General features: G+C 65.6%; 17 protein-coding genes. 13 read left to right on the plus strand and 4 right to left on the minus strand.

Annotated elements, in window-relative coordinates:
* Window positions 1-14 precede the first annotated feature (14 nt).
* From xdhA to guaD, 4 genes are all read left to right on the plus strand, one after another.
* Window positions 15-1,478 (plus strand): xanthine dehydrogenase small subunit, encoded by a 1,464-nt coding sequence (xdhA, locus tag ABKS89_RS19610; RefSeq protein WP_348586718.1) that lies wholly within the window; start codon window positions 15-17, stop codon window positions 1,476-1,478.
* Window positions 1,471-3,861, plus strand: a complete 2,391-nt coding sequence (gene xdhB, locus ABKS89_RS19615) for a xanthine dehydrogenase molybdopterin binding subunit (protein ID WP_348586720.1) — start codon at window positions 1,471-1,473, stop codon at window positions 3,859-3,861. The genes xdhA and xdhB overlap by 8 nt, the downstream gene beginning before the upstream one ends.
* 189 nt (window positions 3,862-4,050) lie before the next feature.
* Window positions 4,051-4,902, plus strand: coding sequence for a xanthine dehydrogenase accessory protein XdhC (gene xdhC, locus ABKS89_RS19620; RefSeq protein WP_138214767.1), 852 nt, complete (start codon window positions 4,051-4,053; stop codon window positions 4,900-4,902).
* An 83-nt stretch (window positions 4,903-4,985) separates the two neighbouring features.
* Entirely contained in the window at window positions 4,986-6,290 is a 1,305-nt protein-coding gene (gene guaD, locus ABKS89_RS19625; protein ID WP_348586722.1) for a guanine deaminase, read from the plus strand.
* 348 nt (window positions 6,291-6,638) lie between these two features.
* On the opposite strand, the gene ABKS89_RS19630 is transcribed toward guaD, so the two are convergent.
* Window positions 6,639-7,061 (minus strand): universal stress protein, encoded by a 423-nt coding sequence (locus tag ABKS89_RS19630; RefSeq protein ID WP_348586724.1) that lies wholly within the window; start codon window positions 7,059-7,061, stop codon window positions 6,639-6,641.
* A 164-nt stretch (window positions 7,062-7,225) separates the two neighbouring features.
* On the opposite strand from ABKS89_RS19630, the gene ABKS89_RS19635 reads away from it, so the two are divergent.
* The 4 genes from ABKS89_RS19635 (at window position 7,226) to ABKS89_RS19650 (ending at window position 12,411) form a co-directional block, all read left to right on the plus strand.
* Window positions 7,226-8,149 carry a LysR family transcriptional regulator gene (locus ABKS89_RS19635; protein WP_348586726.1) on the plus strand — a complete coding sequence of 308 codons (924 nt, stop codon included), beginning with the start codon at window positions 7,226-7,228 and terminating at the stop codon, window positions 8,147-8,149.
* A gap of 163 nt (window positions 8,150-8,312) precedes the next feature.
* Window positions 8,313-9,893, plus strand: coding sequence for an MFS transporter (locus ABKS89_RS19640; protein WP_348586728.1), 1,581 nt, complete (start codon window positions 8,313-8,315; stop codon window positions 9,891-9,893).
* Between the two features lie 11 nt (window positions 9,894-9,904).
* On the plus strand, window positions 9,905-10,972 hold the full coding sequence (locus tag ABKS89_RS19645; RefSeq protein WP_348586730.1) for an HlyD family secretion protein: 1,068 nt from the start codon (window positions 9,905-9,907) through the stop codon (window positions 10,970-10,972).
* A complete protein-coding gene (locus ABKS89_RS19650; protein ID WP_348586732.1) occupies window positions 10,969-12,411 on the plus strand; it encodes an efflux transporter outer membrane subunit in 1,443 nt (480 codons plus the stop codon). Before ABKS89_RS19645 ends, ABKS89_RS19650 begins: the two co-directional genes overlap by 4 nt.
* A gap of 102 nt (window positions 12,412-12,513) precedes the next feature.
* On the opposite strand, the gene ABKS89_RS19655 is transcribed toward ABKS89_RS19650, so the two are convergent.
* The gene (locus ABKS89_RS19655) at window positions 12,514-13,290 is read right to left on the minus strand and encodes a GntR family transcriptional regulator (RefSeq protein WP_017517526.1); all 777 of its coding nucleotides are present in this window, start codon (window positions 13,288-13,290) and stop codon (window positions 12,514-12,516) included.
* Between the two features lie 395 nt (window positions 13,291-13,685).
* Here ABKS89_RS19655 and ABKS89_RS19660 point away from each other — a divergent pair, with 395 nt between their 5' ends.
* On the plus strand, window positions 13,686-15,032 hold the full coding sequence (locus ABKS89_RS19660; protein ID WP_348586734.1) for an NCS2 family permease: 1,347 nt from the start codon (window positions 13,686-13,688) through the stop codon (window positions 15,030-15,032).
* Between the two features lie 105 nt (window positions 15,033-15,137).
* Here the strand turns inward: ABKS89_RS19660 and ABKS89_RS19665 are convergent, their stop codons facing one another.
* Window positions 15,138-16,934, minus strand: coding sequence for an ATP-binding protein (locus ABKS89_RS19665; protein ID WP_138214775.1), 1,797 nt, complete (start codon window positions 16,932-16,934; stop codon window positions 15,138-15,140).
* A gap of 165 nt (window positions 16,935-17,099) precedes the next feature.
* A complete protein-coding gene (gene uraH, locus ABKS89_RS19670) occupies window positions 17,100-17,453 on the minus strand; it encodes a hydroxyisourate hydrolase (RefSeq protein ID WP_024763899.1) in 354 nt (117 codons plus the stop codon).
* Between the two features lie 409 nt (window positions 17,454-17,862).
* Here uraH and puuE point away from each other — a divergent pair, with 409 nt between their 5' ends.
* The 4 genes from puuE (at window position 17,863) to ABKS89_RS19690 (ending at window position 21,276) form a co-directional block, all read left to right on the plus strand.
* A complete protein-coding gene (puuE, locus tag ABKS89_RS19675; RefSeq protein ID WP_138214776.1) occupies window positions 17,863-18,798 on the plus strand; it encodes an allantoinase PuuE in 936 nt (311 codons plus the stop codon).
* Entirely contained in the window at window positions 18,795-19,310 is a 516-nt protein-coding gene (gene uraD, locus ABKS89_RS19680; RefSeq protein ID WP_138214777.1) for a 2-oxo-4-hydroxy-4-carboxy-5-ureidoimidazoline decarboxylase, read from the plus strand. The genes puuE and uraD overlap by 4 nt, the downstream gene beginning before the upstream one ends.
* Before the next feature lie 68 nt (window positions 19,311-19,378).
* Entirely contained in the window at window positions 19,379-19,885 is a 507-nt protein-coding gene (locus ABKS89_RS19685) for an ureidoglycolate lyase (protein WP_138214778.1), read from the plus strand.
* Window positions 19,886-19,938: 53 nt separating this feature from the next.
* Window positions 19,939-21,276, plus strand: a complete 1,338-nt coding sequence (locus ABKS89_RS19690) for a urate hydroxylase PuuD (protein WP_138214779.1) — start codon at window positions 19,939-19,941, stop codon at window positions 21,274-21,276.
* The last annotated feature ends 135 nt before the right edge of the window (window positions 21,277-21,411 follow it).

A 21,411-nucleotide genomic window follows, 5' to 3' on the forward strand; every position in this document is an offset into this window, starting at 1 on the left:
CCTGGAGGCAAGCCTTGATCAGGTTCCTGCTCAATCGCGAGCTGCGCGTCGAAGACCGCCTCGATCCCAATCTCACCGTGCTCAACTACCTGCGCCAGAACCTGGGCAAGACAGGCACCAAGGAGGGCTGCGCCTCCGGTGACTGCGGTGCCTGCACGGTGGTCGTCGGTGAACTGGTCGGCGAAGAAGGCGCCGAGCGCATCCGCTACCGCACCCTCAACTCCTGCCTGACCTTCGTCTCGTCGCTGCACGGCAAGCAGCTGATCAGCGTCGACGACCTCAAGCACCGCGGCGAACTGCACGGCGTGCAGCAGGCCATGGTCGACTGCCACGGCTCGCAGTGCGGCTTCTGCACCCCCGGCTTCGTCATGTCGCTGTTCGCCCTGCAGAAGAACACCGCCGGCGAGACTGCCGACGAGCGCAAGGCCGAAGCCCATGAAGCGCTGGCCGGCAACCTCTGCCGCTGCACCGGCTACCGCCCGATCCTCGATGCCGCCGAGCAATCCTGCTGCCAGAAGCAGCCGGACCAGTTCGACGTCGCTCAGCCCGAGATCATCGCCCAGCTGAAAGCCATCGCCCCGCGCGAAACCGCCGAACTAAACAGTGGCGACAAGCGCTGCCTGCTGCCGCTGACCATTGCCGACCTCGCCGACATCTACACCGCCAACCCGCAGGCGCGCCTGCTGGCCGGCGGCACCGACCTGGCCCTGGAAGTCACCCAATTCCACCGCGAACTGCCGGTGATGATCTACGTCGGCCATGTCGAGGAAATGAAGCGCGTCGAAGTCTTCGACGACCGCATCGAGATCGGCGCCGCGACTCCGCTGACCGACTGCTACGAAACCCTGGCCCGCGACTACCCGGACTTCGGCGAGCTGCTGCACCGCTTTGCTTCGCTGCAGATCCGCAACCAGGGCACCCTGGGCGGCAACATCGGCAACGCATCCCCCATCGGCGACTCGCCGCCGCTGCTGATCGCCCTCGGCGCGCGCCTGGTGCTGCGCAAGGGCAACGAGCGTCGCGAGCTGCCAATCGACGAATACTTCATCGACTACAAGGTCACCGCACGCCAGGAAGGCGAGTTCATCGAGCAGGTCATCATCCCGCGTCCGCAGGCCAGCCAGGCGTTCCGCGCCTACAAGGTCTCCAAGCGCCTGGACGACGACATCTCCGCCGTTTGCGCTGCCTTCAACCTGACCGTGGAGAACTGCAGGATCACTGCCGTGCGCACCGGCTTCGGCGGCATGGCCGCCATCCCGAAACGCGCCGCTGCCTGCGAGGCCGCGCTGCTCGGCCAGACCTTCAACAGCGCCACCTTCGAACGTGCCGCGCTGGCGTTGAGCGAGGACTTCGCCCCGCTCACCGACTTCCGTGCGAGCAAGGAATACCGCCTGCTCACCGCGCAGAACCTGCTGCGCAAGTGCTTCCTGGAACTGGAAGCCCCTCAGGCCGTGACCCGGGTGACCCACTATGCATAAGCCCCAGAAGAGCCAGGAAGAACTCACTGCGCTGTTCCGCGCCGACCTCACCACCGGCGTGGGCCGCAGCGTCAAGCACGAGAGCGCGCCCAAGCACGTCAGTGGCGAAGCGCAGTACATCGACGATCGCCTGGAATTCCCCAACCAGCTGCACGTCTATGCCCGCATGAGCGACCGTGCCCATGCGCGCATCACCAAGCTTGATGTCAGCCCCTGCTACCAGTTCCCCGGCGTCGCCATCGCCATCACCAAGGATGATGTTCCCGGCCAGCTGGACATCGGCCCAGTGGTCGCCGGTGACCCGCTGCTGGCGGACGGCAAGGTCGAGTACGTCGGCCAGATGGTCATCGCCGTCGCCGCCGACAGCCTGGAAACCGCACGCAAGGCCGCCATGGCCGCGATCATCGAGTACGAAGACCTGGAGCCGGTGCTCGACGTGGTCGAAGCGCTGCGCAAGAAACACTTCGTACTCGACAGCCACCAGCACAAGATCGGCGACTCGGAAGGCCAGCTCGCCACCGCGCCGAACCGCATCCAGGGCACCCTGCACATCGGCGGCCAGGAACACTTCTACCTGGAAACGCAGATTTCCTCGGTCATGCCCACCGAAGACGGCGGCGTGATCGTCTACACCTCGACGCAGAACCCCACCGAAGTGCAGAAACTGGTCGCCGAAGTGCTGGGCATCTCCTTCAACAAGGTGGTCATCGACATGCGCCGCATGGGCGGCGGCTTCGGCGGCAAGGAAACCCAGGCTGCCGCACCGGCGTGCCTGTGCGCGGTGATCGCGCGCCTCACCGGTCGCCCGGCGAAGATGCGCCTGCCGCGCGTCGAAGACATGCAGATGACCGGCAAGCGCCACCCCTTCTACGTCGAATACGACGTGGGCTTCGAGGACGACGGCCTGCTGCACGGCATCAACATCGAGCTGGCCGGCAACTGCGGCTACTCGCCGGACCTCTCCGGCTCCATCGTCGACCGCGCGATGTTCCACTCCGACAACGCCTACTTCCTCGGCAACGCCACGGTGAACGGTCACCGCTGCAAGACCAACACCGCGTCGAACACCGCCTACCGCGGCTTCGGCGGCCCGCAGGGCATGGTTGCCATCGAGGAGATCATGGATGCGGTCGCGCGCCACCTCGGCAAGGACCCGCTGGAAGTGCGCAAGCGCAACTACTACGGCAAGGACGAGCGCAACGTCACCCACTACTACCAGCAGGTGGAACACAACCTGCTGCAGGAAATGACCGAGGAACTGGAAGCCAGCGCCGAGTACGCCAAGCGCCGCGCCGAAATCCGCGAGTTCAATGCCGGCAGCCCGGTGCTGAAGAAAGGCCTGTCGCTGACCCCGGTGAAATTCGGCATCAGCTTCACCGCCACCTTCCTCAACCAGGCCGGCGCGCTGATCCACATCTACACCGACGGCAGCATCCACCTGAACCACGGCGGCACCGAGATGGGCCAGGGCCTGAACACCAAGGTCGCCCAGGTGGTGGCCGAGGTCTTCCAGGTCGACATCGACCGCGTGCAGATCACCGCCACCAACACCGACAAGGTGCCCAACACCTCGCCGACCGCCGCCTCGTCGGGCGCCGACCTGAACGGCAAGGCCGCGCAGAACGCCGCCGAGACCCTCAAGCAGCGCCTGGTGGAGTTCGCCGCCAAGCACTGGAAGGTGACCGAGGAAGACGTCGAGTTCCGCAACAACCAGGTGCGCGTGCGCGACCAGATCCTGCCCTTCGAGGAACTGGTACAGCAGGCCTACTTCGGCCAGGTATCGCTCTCCTCCACCGGCTTCTACCGCACGCCGAAGATCTTCTACGACCGCAGCCAGGCGCGCGGCCGGCCGTTCTATTACTTCGCCTACGGCGTGTCCTGCTCGGAAGTGATAGTCGATACCCTCACCGGCGAATACAAGATGCTGCGCAGCGACATCCTCCACGATGTCGGCGCCTCGCTGAACCCGGCCATCGACATTGGCCAGGTGGAAGGCGGCTTCGTCCAGGGCATGGGCTGGCTGACCATGGAAGAGCTGGTCTGGAACGCCAAGGGCAAGCTGATGACCAACGGTCCGGCGAGCTACAAGATCCCGGCCATCGCCGACATGCCCATCGACCTGCGGGTGAAGCTGGTGGAAAACCGCAAGAACCCGGAGCAGACGGTGTTCCACTCCAAGGCCGTCGGCGAGCCGCCGTTCATGCTGGGCATCTCGGTGTTCTGCGCGATCAAGGACGCCGTGGCCAGCCTGGCCGACTACCGCGCCCAGCCGCAGATCGACGCCCCGGCCACCCCCGAGCGCGTGCTCTGGGGCGTGGAGCAGATGCGCAAGCTGAAGCTGGCCCAGACGGAAAAGGCACCGGCTCAGGTCGAGCCGGCGTGATGTGACCATGGGGCACCGCTGGCAGGGAGAGACGTCCCCACTTCCGTCCTCCGCCCTGCCAGCGGCGCCCCACCCTAACGAAGAACCGTAGGGCGCATAACGCGGAACGCGTTATCCGCCGTCGCCATTTCGGCGGATAACGCCCGAGGCGTCATGCGCCCTACGATTCCACCCTTGAGGTTCGTAACGATGAACTGGATCAGTGCCCTCGCCGACCTGCAACAGCGCGCCGAAGCCAGCGTGCTGGTGACCATCATCGAAGAACGTGGCTCGACCCCGCGCAACGCCGGCTCGAAGATGGTGATAAGCGCCGACAAGGCCTACGACACCATCGGCGGCGGCCACCTCGAATTCAAGGCCATGCAGATCGCCCGCGACATGCTGCTGGCCCGCGAGCGCGAGCCCAAGCTGGAGCGCTTCAGCCTCGGCGCCAGCCTCGGCCAGTGCTGCGGCGGCGCCACCGTGCTGCTGTTCGAACCCATGGGCCAGCCCCAGGCGCACATCGCCGTGTTTGGCGCCGGCCACGTCGGCCGCGCGCTGGTACCGCTGCTCGCCAGCCTGCCGTGCAAGGTGCGCTGGATCGACTCGCGGGAGGCCGAGTTCCCCGGCTACATCCCCGAGGGCGTGACCCGCGTGATCAACGAAGAGGTGATCGACGAGATCGACGAGATGCCCGCCGGCAGCTACTTCATCGTCATGACCCACAACCACGCGCTGGACCTGGAGCTGACCGCGAAGATCCTCGAGCGCAACGACTTCACCTACTTCGGCCTGATCGGCTCCGACACCAAGCGCGCCAAGTTCGAACACCGCCTGCGCGACCGCGGCTTCGCCGCCGACACCGTGCAGCGCATGCGCTGCCCCATGGGCATCAGCGAGGTGAAGGGCAAGCTGCCGGTGGAGATCGCCGTGTCCATCGCCGGCGAGGTGATCGCCACCTACAACGCCACCTTCGGTCAGGAGACCGGCAAGGGCGAGAACACCGTGGCCAAACTGTTACCCACGAGCCGCCGCGCCCGCACCGCCGAAAGCGGCGCCTGAAATTTCCGTAGCATGGGCACATGCCCATCCCGCCCCGGCGCCTGCGCGCGCCCCGGCCCCGAAACACGACTGAAGAGAGATCGATGAGCACTCAAGCCAAAGCCTACCGCGCCAGCATCCTGCACAGCGTCGCCGACCCCGCCGAAGTCGGCGTGGAGAAGTCCTACCAGTACTTCGAGGACGGCATCCTGCTGGTGGAAGACGGCAAGGTCGCCCGCCTCGGCCATGCTGCCGACCTGCTGCCCCAACTGGCTGGCGTCGAAGTCGTGGAATACCGTGACGCTCTGATCACCCCCGGGTTCATCGACACCCACATCCACTACCCGCAGACCGGCATGATCGCCTCCTACGGCGAGCAGCTGCTGGACTGGCTGAACACCTACACCTTCCCCACCGAGAAGCAGTTCGCCGACCCGGCCCATGCCGCCGATGTCGCCGGCATCTTCCTCAAGGAGCTGCTGCGCGCCGGCACCACCACCGCGCTGGTGTTCGGCACCGTGCACCCGCAGTCGGTGGACGCGCTGTTCGGCGCTGCGCAGAAGCTCGACCTGCGCCTGATCGCCGGCAAGGTGATGATGGACCGCAACGCGCCGGACTACCTCACCGACACCGCCGAAAGCAGCTACACCGACAGCAAGGCGCTGATCGAGCGCTGGCACGGCAAGGGCCGCCTGCTCTACGCGGTGACCCCGCGCTTCGCTCCCACAAGTACCCCGGAACAGCTGGACGCCGCCGGCCGCCTGCTCAAGGAACATCCGGGCGTGTACCTGCACACGCACCTGTCGGAAAACCTCAAGGAAATCGAGTGGGTCAAGGAGCTGTTCCCGGAGCGCAAGGGTTACCTGGACGTCTATGACCACCACGGCCTGCTCGGCCCGCGCTCGGTGTTCGCCCACGGCGTGCACCTGTGCGACGGCGAATGCCAGCGCCTGTCGGAAACCGGCTCGGCCGTGGCCTTCTGCCCGACCTCCAACCTGTTCCTCGGTAGCGGCCTGTTCGACCTGGCCAAGCTGGAAAAGCACAAGGTCAAGGTCGGCCTGGGCACCGACGTCGGCGCCGGCACGAGCTTCTCCCAGCTGCAGTCGCTGAACGAGGCCTACAAGGTGATGCAGTTGCAGGGCATCAAGCTCGACCCGTTCAAGTCGCTGTACCTGGCCACCCTCGGCGGCGCCCGCGCGCTGGAGCTGGAGGACAAGGTCGGCAGCTTCGCCCAGGGCAACGAGGCCGACTTCGTGGTCCTCGACTACAAGGCCACCCCGCTGCTGGACTACCGCCTGCAGCAGGCGAAAACCCTGGAGGAGAAACTCTTCGCACTGGTCATCCTCGGCGACGACCGTACCGTGAAGGAAACCTTCGCGCACGGCCGCAACGTGCATCGCCGCGGTTGACCCCTTACGGCTCCGGCGCCGGGTCCTCGCTCAGGACCAACCCGGCGCCGGGGCCGCTTTTCTTTCCGGCAGCAACGCCGCGCAGTAGGAGCGAACCTTGCTCGCGAAGGCCGCTCAGCGCGCCGATTGCGCAGATAAGAATCGCTCCTGCGAGATAGCTCTGTGCTCGGGCCAGCCCTCACCCTAACCCTCTCCCAGGGGGAGAGGGGACCGTTCGGTGCAGGATGAAACCTTGCCGTCAGTCGGCTCGGACTGCCCCCTCTCCCTGAGGGAGAGGGATGGGGTGAGGGGGAAGCGCAGGCGCGGAGTTCCAGAAAAAGACAGTTGCTCCTACAAAAGCATCTTTATCTACTCCCGCACCTCGACCAACACCGGGCAGGGTGCCCGCTCGATCACCCGCTGCCCCACCGAGGGGTCCAGCAGCCGCTCGATGCGCCCCAGGTGCCGGTGACCGATCACGATCAGATCGCACTCCAGCCTCTCGGCTTCGCGCAGGATCGCCCGCGCCGGATCACCCGCCACCACCGCACCCGCCGCTGCGCACGGCTGCAACTGCACCACAGCCTCGTCCACCAGCGCCTGCGCCTCGTGCTGTTCCTGTTCGGCCGGCGGGTAATCCAGCGCATCCTGGCGCGGCATGGCGAAGGCGCGGTCCACGGCGCAGACCACATGCACCTGCGCCCCGTTGCAGCGCGCCAGCTCGCCGGCGGTAGCGATGATGCGCGGCGACTGCGCCGCGCCATCGATGGCCAGCAGAATCCGTTTGAACATGCCTTTCTCCTTCGTGAAACGAAATCCGCCGCCATTCTTCGGTCCAGGGCGCGGAGCGTAAAGGCACGTAAAACGTAATGGACCATTGCATGAAACGCACGCTTGCCCATCGGGGCCGTCGCAATGGAACATGAATGGCATCGCGCCAACCCTTCGGAGTCGCCATGGCCCTGCCCGATCTCAACCTGCTGGTCGCCCTCAACATCCTGCTGGAAGAAGGCAGCGTGGTCGGCGCCGCACGGCGCATGCACCTCAGCGCGCCAGCGATGAGCCGCACCCTGTCGCGCATCCGCGAGGCGGTGGGCGACCCGATCATGGTCCGTGCCGGGCGCAACCTGGTGCCCACGCCGCGTGCGCTGCAGCTGCGCGAGGAAGTCAGCGACCTGGTGGAACACGCCACGCGCCTGTTCAACGCCAAGGAAAACCTGCGCATGGACCAGCTCGAACGCTGCTTCGTGCTGCGCTCCAACAACGTGCTGGTGGGTGGCTTCGCCTCGCGCATGCTGGCGGTGATGAAGGAAGAAGCGCCGCGCTGCAGCCTGCGCATCGCTCCGGAGGCCGACTTCGACGACGAAGCCCTGCGGCAGAACCGCATCGACCTGTACATCGGCGCCACCTCGACGCTGGAGCCGGAAATCCGCACGCAGACCCTGTTCACCACCAGTTTCGTCGGCCTGGCGCGGCGCGATCACCCGATCTTCGACGACGAGATCACCGCCGAGCGCTTCGCCTCCTTCCCGCAGATCAGCGTCTCCCGGCGCGGCCGCACCATCGGGCCGATCGACGAGGAACTGGCGAACCTCGGCCTGCGCCGGGAAATCCGCCTCACCGCGCCAACCTTCCACTCCTCGATCTTCGCCCTGCTGGAATCCGACCTGGTGTTGCCCATCGCCGAGCACTCGCTGTGGCGCCTGGATCGCCTGGGCTTCGCCCTGCGCCAGTTCGACATCCCGCTGCCGCTGAAATCCGTGGTCATCCTGCAGGCCTGGCACCCACGTTTTGACAACGACCCGGCGCACAGCTGGCTGCGGCAGACGGTGAAACGGGTCTGCATCGAATTGCGCGAGAGTTCCGGTTTGTTGAGCTGAGCGCAGGATAAATGCACCAGACGCACTGATTAGCTGCAATCATTTCAATTTTCACAGCTATCGCCCTTCCCTAGACTCGGTCGCAAATACCCGAGTTGATTCCTATGCCTTGCACAGCACCGCCCAAGGGCGGCGGCATCGGCCACCCCCGTGGAGGCCGGCCATGACCGCGCTCGCCCCGATTTCCGCCGCCAACCCACAACCCGCGAAGCCTGCCGCACCGGTTGCCCAGCCATTCGGCCTGCGCATCGTGGTCGGCATGATCGGCGTATTGATCGCCTCCCTCAGCGCCGGCCTCAACGAGAAGGTCACCGACCTGGCCATGACCGACGTGCGCGGCGCGCTGTCCATCGGTCACGACGAAGGCACCTGGCTGATCGCCCTGTACTCGGCGGCGCAGGTCGCCGCCATGGCCTTCGCGCCCTGGTTCTCGGTCACCGTGTCGCTGCGCCGCTTCACCCTCGGCGCCATCGCCTGTTTCGCCCTGCTCGCGCTGCTCTGCCCCTTCGCGCCGAACGTCGAGGCGCTCTACCTGCTGCGCCTGCTGCAGGGGTTCGCCGGAGGCTGCATGCCGCCGATGCTGATGACCGTGGCGCTGCGCTTCCTGCCACCCGGTATCAAGCTCTACGGCCTGGGCGCCTATGCGCTGACCGCGACCTTTGCGCCGAACCTCGGCATGCCGCTGGCGGCGCTGTGGACCGAGTTCGTCGGCTGGCAGTGGGTGTTCTGGCAGGTCATTCCGCTCTGCGCAGTGGCGCTGGCCGCCGTCGCCTGGGGCATCCCCCAGGACCCGCTGCGACTGGAGCGCCTGCGCCAGTTCGATTACCTCGGCCTCGTCCTCGGCCTGCCGGGCATCCTGATGCTGGTGATGGGCCTGCTGCAGGGCGAGCGGCTGGACTGGTTCGAATCCGACCTGGTCACCCTGCTGGTGATCGGCGGCGCCGGGCTGCTGGTGGCCTTCTTCATCAACGAGTGGACGCACCCGCTGCCCTTCTTCCGCCTGGACATCCTCAAGCGGCGCAACTTCACCCATTCGCTGATCACCCTGGCCGGCGTGCTGGTGGTGCTCGGCGCGTGCGCTGGCGTGCCGGCGTCCTACCTCGCCTCCGCCCACGGCTATCGCCCGTTGCAATCGGCGCCCATGGCGCTGCTGGTGGCGCTGCCGCAGCTGATCTCGCTGCCGCTGGTGGCCGCGCTGTGCAACATCCCGCGGGTGGACTGCCGCTGGGTTCTGGCCATCGGCATCAGCCTGTGCGGACTGTCGGCCTTCGGCATGAGCCAGCTCACCAGCGAGTGGACACGGGAGAACTTCTACTGGCTGCTGGCGTTGCAGATCATCGGCCAGCCGATGGCCATCGTGCCGCTACTGATGTCCGCCACCAGCGTCGTCGCGCCCATCGAAGGGCCGTTCGCCTCGGCCTGGTTCAACAGCGTACGTGGCTTCTCGGCGGTGCTCGGCAGCGCCGTGGTGTCGATCCTGATGACCTGGCGCGAGCACTACCACTTCAACCGCCTGGTCGATCACCTGGGCAATGCCTCGCAAGCCCTCGGCCTGCGCCTGGAGCAACTGGGCGGCGCCGAGAACATCGGCCGCCTGGCCGGCCAGGTGCGCGGCCAGGCCGGCGTGCTCGCCGCCTCCGACACGCTGCTGGCGATGTCCTGGCTGGCCGCCGCCCTGCTCGTCCTGATCCCCCTGATGCCGCTGCGGGTCTACCCGCCGCGCCCTGTCGTGCCTAATCAATGAAAGGTCTGCCCATGTCGAAACTGAGCTCCCGTCGCGGCAGTCTGGCCCTGGTTGCCGTGCTGCTTCTCGCCCTCGTCGTCTACCTGCTGCTGCGCCTGCTGGGCCCCGCCCGCGAGCAGAGCACCGACGACGCCTACATCCATGCCGACTTCACCCTGGTGGCGCCGAAAGTCGCCGGCTTCATCGAGGAAGTGCTGGTGGAAGACAACCAGTCGGTGAAGGCCGGGCAGGTCCTGGCGCGCATAGATGCCCGTGACTACCGCGCCGCGCTGGAAGCCGCCGAAGCCGACGTGCTGGCCGCCGAGGCGCGTCATCACCACGTTGCCGCCGACCTCGAGCGCCAGCAGGCGGTGATCGCCCAGAGCGCCGCCCAGGTGCAGGCCGACCAGGCCGCGCTGACCTTTGCTGCGCAGGAACTGAACCGCTACCAGCACCTCGCGACCCAGGGCGCCGGCACACTGCAGAACGCCCAGCAGGCGCGCTCGCGCGTCGACTCGGCCAAGGCCGTGCTGGACAAGGACAAGGCCGCCGCCCTTGCCTCCCGCAAGCAGCTCGACGTGCTGCTCGCCCAGCAGGCCGAGGCCCTCGGCGCGCTGAAGCGCGGCCAGGCGCAACTGCAGCAGGCGCAACTGAACCTGTCGTACACCGAGATCCGCGCGCCCTTCGACGGCATGGTCGGCCGCCGCGCCGTGCGCGTCGGCGCCTACACCACGCCGGGTAATGCTCTGCTCGCGGTGGTGCCGCTGCAGAACGCCTACGTGGTCGGCAACTTCCAGGAAACCCAGTTGACCGAAGTGCAGCCCGGCCAGGCCGTGGAAATCAGCATCGATACCTTCCCCGGCGAGAAGCTGCGCGGCCACGTCGACAGCATTGCCCCGGCCACCGGCCTGAGCTTCGCCCCCATCGCCCCGGACAACGCCACCGGCAACTTCACCAAGATCGTCCAGCGCATCCCGGTGAAGATCGTCCTCGACGCCGACCAACCGCTGCGTGACAGGCTGCGCGTGGGCATGTCGGTGATCGCGCGCATCGACACCGGCAAGCACACCGAGGCCGAGCAGAAGGTAGCCGTGCAATGATCGCCTCCCGCGCCCCTCTGCTCCTCGTCTTTCTGGCGCTCGGCGCCTGCAGCGTCGGCCCGGACTTCCAGCAGCCGGATGATGCCAACGTGGTGGACTGGTCCGCCCGGCGCGGCAACGCACCGAGCCAGACCCTCAATGCGCCGCTGGAAGCGCAGTGGTGGACATTGCTGGGCGACCCGCAGCTCAACGACCTGCAACGCCGGGTGGCGGATGCCAACCTCGACCTGCGCGAAGCCGACGCGCGCCTGCAGCAGAGCCGGGCGATCCGCCAAGCGCTGGGCGGCGATGCCGTGCCCAATGTCGGCGCGGACCTGGGCTACCAGCGCAAGCGCAACAGCGAGGTCGGCCTGAACGACCCGTCCGGCAAAGCCGGCAAGGACAGCTTCAACCAGCTCGACGGTGGCTTCGACCTGTCCTGGGAGCTGGACTTCTGGGGCCGTGTGCGCCGCGAGCTGGAGGCCGCTGACGCCAACGTCCAGGCCACCGAGGAAAGCCGCCGCGACGTGCTGGTCTCGGTACTTGCGGAGACCGCGCGCAACTACCTGCAACTGCGCGCCGAACAGGACCTGGAAGCGATCATCCGCGGCAACCTGGAGATCGCCCAGCGCAGCCTGGAGCTGACCCGCCTGCGCCGCGCCGATGGCGTCGCCACCGAGCTCGATGTGGCTGAGGCGCTGACCCAGGTTGCCAGCATCGAAGCACGCCTGCCCGACAGTCAGAAGCGCCAGGCGCGGCTGATCAACGCCCTGGGCTACCTGCTCGGCGAAGCGCCCGGCGCGCTGCAAGCCGAACTTGCCCAGGCCAGACCCGTACCGCAGCCGCCCCGTGGCGTGCCGGTTGGCCTGCCGTCCGAACTGGCCCAGCGCCGCCCGGATATCCGGCGTGCCGAAGCCGCGTTACACGCCGCCACCGCCAGCATTGGCGTGGCCAAGGCGGATTTCTATCCGCGCATCAGCCTCAACGGCAGCTTCGGCTTCCAGGCGCTGCAACTGGCCAACTTCGGCGACTGGAACAGCCGTACCTTCGGCATCGGCCCGAGCCTGTCGCTGCCAATCTTCGAGGGCGGTAGCCTGAAGGGCATGCTCGCCCTGCGCGAGGCGCAGCAGCAGGAATTGGCCATCGCCTACCGCCGCACCGTGCTCAACGCCTGGCGCGAAGTGGACGACGCGCTCACCGACTACGCCGCCGACCAGCGCCGCCTGGCGAGCCTGGATACGGCCGCCGAGCATGGCCGCACCGCACTGACCAACGCCCGCGAGCAGTACAAGGCCGGTGCGGTGGACTTCCTCAACGTGCTCAGCGCCCAGCGAGAACTGCTGGCCACTGAGGAACAACAGGTGCGCAGCCGCGAAGCGGTGGCGACCACGCTGGTGCTGCTCTACAAGTCACTGGGTGGTGGCTGGCAGCAGTCGGAGGAAAGCACGCAGAACCTGTAGGAGCGGGCCATGCCCGCGATCGCGCCCAGGGGGCGCTCCTGCGGGGAGCCCCCCGGAAACGAAAAAGCCCCGCATGTGCGGGGCTTTTTTCTGGCTCGGCGATCAGGCCGCCGAGTCGGCGTCGGCCTTGCTGCGGCGCGGCTTCTTCTTGCCGGCCAGCAGGTGCGAGAACACCGCGTGCAGGTCGCCGGAAGCGCCGTCCACGTCCAGGTTGAGCTTGTCGTCGATGTGCGCCATGTGGTGCATCATCAGGGTCACGGCCTTTTCCTTGTCGCCCTTCTCGATGGCGTCGAGGATCTCGTTGTGCTCGTCGAACGAGCAGTGCGAGCGGCCGCCGCTTTCGTACTGGGCGATGATCAGCGAAGTCTGCGACACCAGGCTGCGCTGGAAGACCACCAGCGGGGCATTCTTCGCCATCTCGGCGAGCTTCAGGTGGAATTCGCCGGAGAGGCGGATGCCGGCACCACGGTCGCCACGGGCAAAGCTGGATTGCTCCTGTTTCACCATGTCGCGCAGCTCGGCGAGGGTATCGCTGCTGGCGTTGTCCACGGCCAACTCGGTGATCGCGCGCTCGACGGTGCGGCGGGCGAAGAGAATCTGCCGGGCTTCGTCGATGCTCGGGCTGGCCACCACGGCGCCACGGTTCGGACGCAGCAGCACGACCTGTTCGTGAGCCAGGCGCGACAGGGCGCGACGGATGATGGTGCGGCTAACGCCGAAGATTTCACCGAGGGCCTCTTCGCTCAGCTTGGTGCCGGGCGCCAGGCGCTGTTCGAGGATGGCGTCGAAGATGTGCGCGTAGACGATCTCGTCCTGAGTGCCGCTGCGCGCCTTGCCATTGCGCGGCTGCTTCCTGATCTGTTGCAACTGGTCGGTCATCGGAGTCGAACCCTGCTCAGCCGGGTTGAACCGGCGCGAAATCCGTGGGGGCATGAGTGGAGCTGGCCGCGGGCCAAGCATGGAGCACAGTGTACACAAAGTGGCCACTATCGTGCAGCCGTCGCGAGCGACTCGCCATCCACCTCAATGCCGCGCGGCGCAGGAGCTTGGCGAAGGTCAACCTGCGACCATTCCGATGCTTTGCTTGTAAAAATCTTTCAGCAGGACACTAAACATTATTTGAACTTTTTGTACACAACTGCATAATCGCGGCGTGACTTCCTGACCCAAAGGTCAACATTCACACCCTCACAACTCTTTCCGTTAGCGCAAGGGACGCAGGTGAACCAGCCGACGGCAAGGGACCAACAACAAGAGCGTTGAGGAGTACCGCTGTGGAAAGCACCAAACAAGAACAACAAGCCTTTGCATCCAGTCCCCCCGCCACCGGCCTGCTCGAACGCCTGTTCAAGCTCAGCCAGCATGGCACCACCGTGAAGACCGAACTCGCCGCGGGTCTCACGACCTTCATCACCATGGCGTACATCATCTTCGTCAACCCCAACATCATGGCCGACGCCGGCATCGACCACGGCGCCGCCTTCGTCGCGACTTGCCTTGCCGCGGCGCTCGGTTGCTTCCTGATGGGCCTGTACGCCAACTGGCCGGTGGGCCTGGCGCCGGGCATGGGCCTCAACGCCTTCTTCACCTACACCGTGGTCAAGACCATGAACTACAGCTGGGAGATCGCGCTGGGCGCGGTGTTCATCTCCGGCATCGCCTTCATGATCCTGACCTTCTCGCGCATCCGCGAATGGCTGCTCAACAGCATCCCGGTCAGCCTGCGCTTCGCCATGGGCGCGGGCGTCGGCCTGTTCCTCGGGCTGATCGGCCTGAAGACCGCCGGCATCGTGGTCGCCAGCCCCGCCACCCTGGTTCACCTGGGTGACCTGACCAGCCCCGGCCCGCTGCTCGCCGCCATCTGCTTCCTGATGATCGCCGTACTGGAATACCGCCGCGTGTTCGGCGGCATCCTGATCAGCATCCTCACCGTCACCGTGGCCGGCATCGCGCTGGGCATCGTCCAGTTCGGCGGCGTGTTCTCCATGCCGCCGAGCCTGGCGCCGACCTTCCTGGCGATGGACATTTCCGGCGCGTTCAACGTGACCATGATCAGCGTGATCCTGGCCTTCCTCTTCGTGCACATGTTCGACACTGCCGGCACCCTGATGGGCGTCGCCCAGCGTGCGCACCTGGTGCGTGAAGACGGTCGCATCGAGAACCTGTCGAAAGCGATGAAGGCCGACAGCACCTCCAGCGCCTTCGGCGCGGTGCTCGGCGTGCCGCCAGTGACCAGCTACGTGGAAAGCGCCGCGGGCGTCGCCGCCGGTGGCCGCACCGGCCTGACCGCTGTGGTGGTCGGCGTGCTGTTCGTCGCCGCGATGTTCTTCGCCCCGCTGGCCGGCATGATCCCCGCCTACGCCACCGCCGGCGCGCTGATCTACGTCGCCATGCTGATGATGGGCGGCATGGCTCACATCGACTGGAACGAGCACACCGAGACCATCCCGGCCATCGTTACCGTGATCATGATGCCGCTGACCTTCTCGGTCGCCGATGGCATCGCCCTGGGCTTCGTGACCTACGTAGCGATGAAGGTCTTCACCGGCCGCCACAAGGACGTGACCATCAGCCTGTACGCGCTGTGCGCCATCTTCGTGGCCAAGTTCATCTTCCTCTGAGTCTCTGCTGCGCAAGATGAAAAAGGCCCCGGCGATTGCCGGGGCCTTTTGTTTTCGCAGTGCGGGGACAGTGAGCCATCCGGATTGGAGCGAAGCGAAATCTGCTCAGCCTTCCACGGCAGGCAACAGCAACTTGATGCCGAACTCTGTGCCGATTCCGGGACGGCTGCTCATGGTCAGTTCGCCCCCCATCAGTTCGACCAGGCTGCGCGACAGCGCCAGGCCCAGCCCGGTGCTGCCACGACGCACCCGCTCCCCCTTCAACGGCGCAGTGAAGGGCTCGAACAGGGTCTCCTGCTCCTCCAGCGGAATGCCCACTCCGGTGTCGATGACATCAAGCTGAACCTCCACCATGCCTTCGCCACTACCGCGCGCGCTCAGCCGCAAGACGATTGCTCCGTGATCGGTGAACTTCAGAGCATTGCTGAGCAGGTTGTTGAGCACCTGCCGCAAGCGCAACGGATCACACCAGACCCGCGGTTGCATGGCCAGACTGAAATCCGCGTCCAGCGTCAATCCCTTGGTCATCGCTGGCTCAGCCAACATGTCCAACTGCCGCTGCGCGAGCGCCTTCAAGTCCACTTCCTCCGGCGCCAGGTGGAGCCGTCCCAGGTCCGCACGGCTGAGCAGATTGAGGTCGTCCAGCATGTGCAACATGTTCTCCGCCATGCTGCGCGCCACCTGTAACGGCTCGACGCGCCGCGCAGGATCCTCCTGGTTGAGCGCCATACCGATCATCGCCAGGATATTCTGTAGCGGCCCCTGCAATTCGCTGCCCATGCTCGCAAGGAACAACCCCTTGCCCCGACTGATGGTGCCAATCCGAGCATTGGCATTACGCAGCCCACGAATCAGATTGTCCTGGTGGGTGATATCGACGACGCCGCTCATCACCCCCAGCAGGGCGTCCTGCCCGTCTCGATAGGGCCTTGCCCAGACGTGAACCACGCGACGTTCCTGAGCGCCCTGGAATTCGACATCCCAGTCCAGGCTCTCGCCCTTGCCGACCGCGGCAAGGAAGCGATCCTGCAACAGCTGAGCCTCGTCAGTACTGGCGAATACGCCAAGCTCTGACCAGGTACTGCCGATGACCTCCTCGCGTGTCCTACCCAGCGTCTCCAGCGAGGCATCACTGCAGTACTGAATGCGACCATCCAGCCCGCGCAGGCTGATCGGATAGGGAATGGATTCCATGAACCTGCGCAACATGCCCAGCTCGCGAAGCTGCTCATCGTCCAGCTCTGACGCAGCGCTCCCGGACTCTTCCCGCGCACCACCTTCCACCAGCCCATGGCGACGACCGATATCGATCAGCTCCACCAATGACTTGGCGTGCAGCTTCTGCATCAGCCGCACCTTGTAGGTGCTCACCGTCTTGTCGCTGATGGCCAGCTGGTCGGCGATGGCGATGTTGCTCAGGCCCCGCGCCAGCAGTTGCAGGACGCTGAGCTCGCGGACCGACAGCCCCTTGATCAGCTCGCCATGCCCGGCTTCTTCTGCCGCGCTGACGCTGCCCAGCGCGTGGCTGGGGAAATAACTGTGCCCCTGGGCGATCGCCCGCACTGCTTCGCGGACCGCCTGGGGGTTCTCCTGCTTGCTGACGAAACCAGCCGCGCCGGCGGTCAGACAACGCCCGGCGAAGTACTCGGAATCCTGCGAGGTGAGCACCAGTACCTTGACTGGCGACTCCTGGGCCACCAGGCGTTGCAGGACCTCCAGCCCACCCAGGCGCGGAATCGACAGTTCGAGGATCATCAGATCCGGCTTGCATACCCGCACCTGATGCAGCGCATCGGGCCCGTTGTCCGCCTCGCCGACGACCTCGTGCCGGTCCGCCTCCATCATCAGGCGCAGCGCGTGACGGGTCACCGGCTGTTCATCGACGATCAGAATCCTGCTCATACCACCCCTCGAAACAGTTTTTTCCCTCCTTTTTTCTAGTCCAAATGTGCCCATCCCGCCCGTGCGTCCTACACGATTTTCCGTACGACAGGCAAAAAAAAGCCCGCAGTGTGGGCGGGCTGAGGAAGACTCCACGAAGAGTCCGGGAAGACCTACGGGCGGGGACTAGCTGCCGCGATAGGTGGAATAGCTGTAGGGGGAAATCAGCAGCGGCACATGGTAGTGGTCGCTCTCCGAGGCGATGCCGAAGCGCAGCACGACCTGGTCGAGGAACGCCGGCTGGGGCAGCTCGACGCCACGGGCGCGGTAGTAGTCGCCAGCGTTGAACAGCAGCTGGTAGACGCCGGCGCGGAAATCCTCGCCCTGCAGCAGCGGCTCGTCGCAGCGGCCATCGTCGTTGGTCACGCGGGTGGCGATCAGTTCCAGCTGCTGGCCTTCGACGCGGAACAGCTCGATCTTGATGCCATGGCCGGGGCAGCCGTGGGCGGAATCCAGTACGTGAGTGGTCAGGCGTCCCATGGGCTTATCGGTGTCCTGCGGCGGAGCCGGCCGACACCTTCCTCCTCTGTCTTGTTGATGCGAATGAGCGGGTCGCCATCGAAGCAGCCCGCGGGTGCGTTTGGTGAAGCGAATATACCCAGCGGCACAATTGATTGTATACAAAAAACTGATTCAACCTGCCAAAAAGGCCCCGCTGCTTCAGCCCGCCGCCAGCCGCAGAAGTGCTCGAAATACCATCCGAGCCCGCGCCACAACAGGGCATAACCGGCTTCCAGAGTCCATCGAACACTGATGAACGGAATCAAACGACCGTTGCGCAGATTGTATTTACAGACCGCTCCACATTTTGTATACAATGCACCCATCAACGGCAGCGCACAGTCCACCGACCCGGCGCCGACCGCCAACCACAAGAAGGAACACTGCAGTGAGCGCTGACTACCCACGCGACCTGATCGGTTACGGCAACAACATCCCCCATCCGCACTGGCCGAACGATGCGCGCATCGCCCTGTCCTTCGTCCTCAACTATGAGGAAGGCGGCGAACGCAACATCCTTCACGGCGACGCCGAATCCGAAGCCTTCCTCTCCGAAATGGTTGCCGCCCAACCGCTCAAGGGCGAGCGCAACATGTGCATGGAATCGCTGTACGAATACGGCAGCCGTGCCGGCGTATGGCGCCTGCTCAAACTGTTCCGCAAGTACGACCTGCCGCTGACCGTGTTCGCCGTGGCCATGGCCGCCCAGCGCCACCCCGAGGCGATCCGCCAGATGGTCGCCGACGGCCACGAGATCTGCAGCCACGGCTACCGCTGGATCGACTACCAGTACATGGACCCGGAGCAGGAGCGCGAGCACATGTTCGAGGCCGTGCGCATCCTCACCGAACTCACCGGCCAGCGCCCGCAGGGCTGGTACACCGGCCGCCTGGGCCCGAACACCCGCCGCATCGTCCGCGAAGACGGCAACTTCCTCTACGACTCCGACACCTACGACGACGACCTGCCCTACTGGGACCCGGCGAGCACCGCCGAGAAACCGCACCTGGTGATCCCCTACACCCTGGACACCAACGACATGCGCTTCACCCAGGTGCAGGGCTTCAACAAGGGCGACGACTTCTTCGAATACCTGAAAGATGCCTTCGACGTGCTCTACGCCGAAGGTGCCGAGGGCGCGCCGAAGATGCTCTCCATCGGCATGCACTGTCGCCTGCTGGGCCGTCCGGCGCGTATGGCCTCGCTGGAGCGTTTCATCCAGTACGTTAAGGGTCACGAGAAGGTGTGGATCACCCGCCGCGTCGACATCGCCAAGCACTGGCACGAGAACCACCCGTTCAAAGCGCAGGAGAACCAGGCATGAGCCGCTTCCAGACCCTGACCCCGGCCAGCCTCGACCGCGCGGCTTTCGTTTCCGCCTTCGCCGACATCTACGAGCACTCCCCGTGGGTCGCCGAGAAGGCCTATGACCTGGGCGTCGACGACAGCCTGAACGACATCGAACTGCTGCAGCAGCGCATGGCCGACATCCTCCTGTCCGCCAGCCATGAAGCCCAGCTGGCACTGATCAACGCGCACCCGGACCTCGCCGGCAAGGCCGCCGTCCGTGGCGAACTGACTGCCTCCAGCACCGCCGAACAGGCCGGCGCCGGCATCCAGGACTGCACCGCCGAGGAGTTCGCCCGCTTCACCGAACTCAACGACGCCTACAAGGCCAAGTTCGGCTTCCCCTTCATCAAGGCGGTGAAGGGCAGCAATCGCCACCAGATCCTGGCTGCGTTCGAAGAGCGCATCCACAACACGCCGGAGCAGGAGTTCCAGACTGCCCTGGCGGAGATCAACAAGATCGCGATGTTCCGCCTGCAGCAGCTCTGAGCGAGCGGACCTTCACTCCCCTTCCCGGCGAAGGGGCCAATGCGAACAACGATATAAGAAGACCAGCCATGCGTACCCTGAAGATCGAGCCGTTGACCAAGGAAGCCTTCGCACCGTTCGGTGATGTCATCGAAACCGAAGGCAGTGACTTCTTCATGATCAACAACGGTTCCACCCGCCGTTATCACAAGCTCGCCACCGTCGAAACGGCGCAGCCCGACGACAAGGCGATCATCAGCATCTTCAGCGCCGAGTCCCTGGAGATGCCCTTGCGCATCCGTATGCTGGAACGTCACCCGCAGGGCAGCCAGGCGTTCATTCCGCTGCTCGGCAATCAATTTCTGATCGTGGTCGCGCCAGTTGGCGATGTACCTGTATCGGGTCTCGCCCGCGCTTTCCTGTCCAACGGCAAGCAGGGCGTCAATTACCACCGCGGCGTCTGGCACCACCCGGTGCTGACGATCGAAAAGCGGGATGACTTCCTGGTGGTCGATCGCAGCGGTTCTGGCAACAACTGCGACGAGCATTTCTTCACCGAGGACGAACAGCTCCTCCTCGACCCCCAAGCGAACTAATAAGAGAGGTCCGCGCAGCGCGACGGCGATGCCCGGGCAAGAGGTAAAAAACTGTGGAAGCACATCTCATCGAATGGCTGAACCTGCTGGTCCGCTGGATCCACATGATCGTGGGTATCGCGTGGATCGGCGCCTCGTTCTACTTCGTCTGGCTGGAAAACAACCTCAACCGCGCCAACCCGCGCGAGGGGCTTTCCGGTGACCTCTGGGCGATCCATGGTGGCGGCATCTACCACCTGGAGAAGTACAAGCTCGCCCCGCCGAAAATGCCGGACAACCTGCACTGGTTCAAATGGGAGGCCTACTCCACCTGGATGTCGGGTATCTGCCTGCTGACCATCGTGTTCTACCTGAACCCGACCCTGTACCTGATCGCTCCGGGCAGCGACCTGGCTCCGGCCGCTGCCGTGGCCATCGGCATCGGCTCGCTGATCGCCGGCTGGTTCGTCTACAGCACCCTGTGCGACTCCCCGCTGGGCAAGAAACCCGCCCTGCTGGGCGCCATCCTGTTCGGCCTGCTGGTCCTCGCCGCCTACCTGCTCAGCCAGGTGTTCAGCGGTCGCGGTGCGTACCTGCACGTGGGCGCCATCATCGGCACCATCATGGTGGGCAACGTGTTCCGCGTGATCATGCCGGCCCAGCGCGCGCTGGTTAAGGCCATCGAGGAAGGCCGCGAGCCCGACCCGGTACTGCCGGCCAAAGGCCTGCTGCGTTCGCGCCACAACAACTACTTCACCCTGCCGGTGCTGTTCATCATGATCAGCAACCACTTCCCGAGCACTTACGGCAGCCACTACAACTGGCTGATCCTGACCTGCATCGCGGCACTGGCAGTGATCGTGCGTCACTACTTCAACACCCGCCACAACGGCAACGGCATGGCCTGGGCCCTGCCCGCCGGCGCTGTCGGCATGATCGCCCTGGCCTTCGTCACCGGCCCGAACCTCCCCAGCAGTGATAACACTGCCAGCGCCCAGCCGGCGAAGGTGGAGTACCAGCCGCTGCCGGAAACCGCCATCGGCGGCAAGACCCCGGCCGAGCGCGCCAAGGACGAGGAAGCCGCCAAGGCTGCCGCGGCCCAGCAGGCTCAGGCTGCTCCGGCGCAGGCATCCACGGCCGCCGGCTCGACCGAAGGCTTCGACAAGGTCCATCACGTCATCCAGGAACGCTGCGCCGTGTGCCACTCGGCCAAGCCGACCAGCAACCTGTTCAGCACCGCGCCGGCTGGCGTGATGTTCGACACCCCGCAGCAGATCCAGCAGCTCGCCCCGCGCATCCAGGCGCAGGCCGTGGCCTCGCAGGTGATGCCGCTGGGCAACATCACCCAGATGACCCCGGAAGAGCGCAAGCTCGTCGGAGACTGGATCTCCAGGGGCGCCCAGGTTAATTGAGCCTGCGGCACGGCCAGAGAAACCGCACCTTGGGGTGCGGTTTTTTTATGCCCGCAGATCGGCATTGCCCTGTAGGAGCGGGCCATGCCCGCGATCGCGCGCACGGCCCGCATGGCGCGCTCCTACAGGTTGGGC

Source organism: Pseudomonas sp. LABIM340, assembly GCF_040017195.2.
Lineage (GTDB): Bacteria > Pseudomonadota > Gammaproteobacteria > Pseudomonadales > Pseudomonadaceae > Pseudomonas.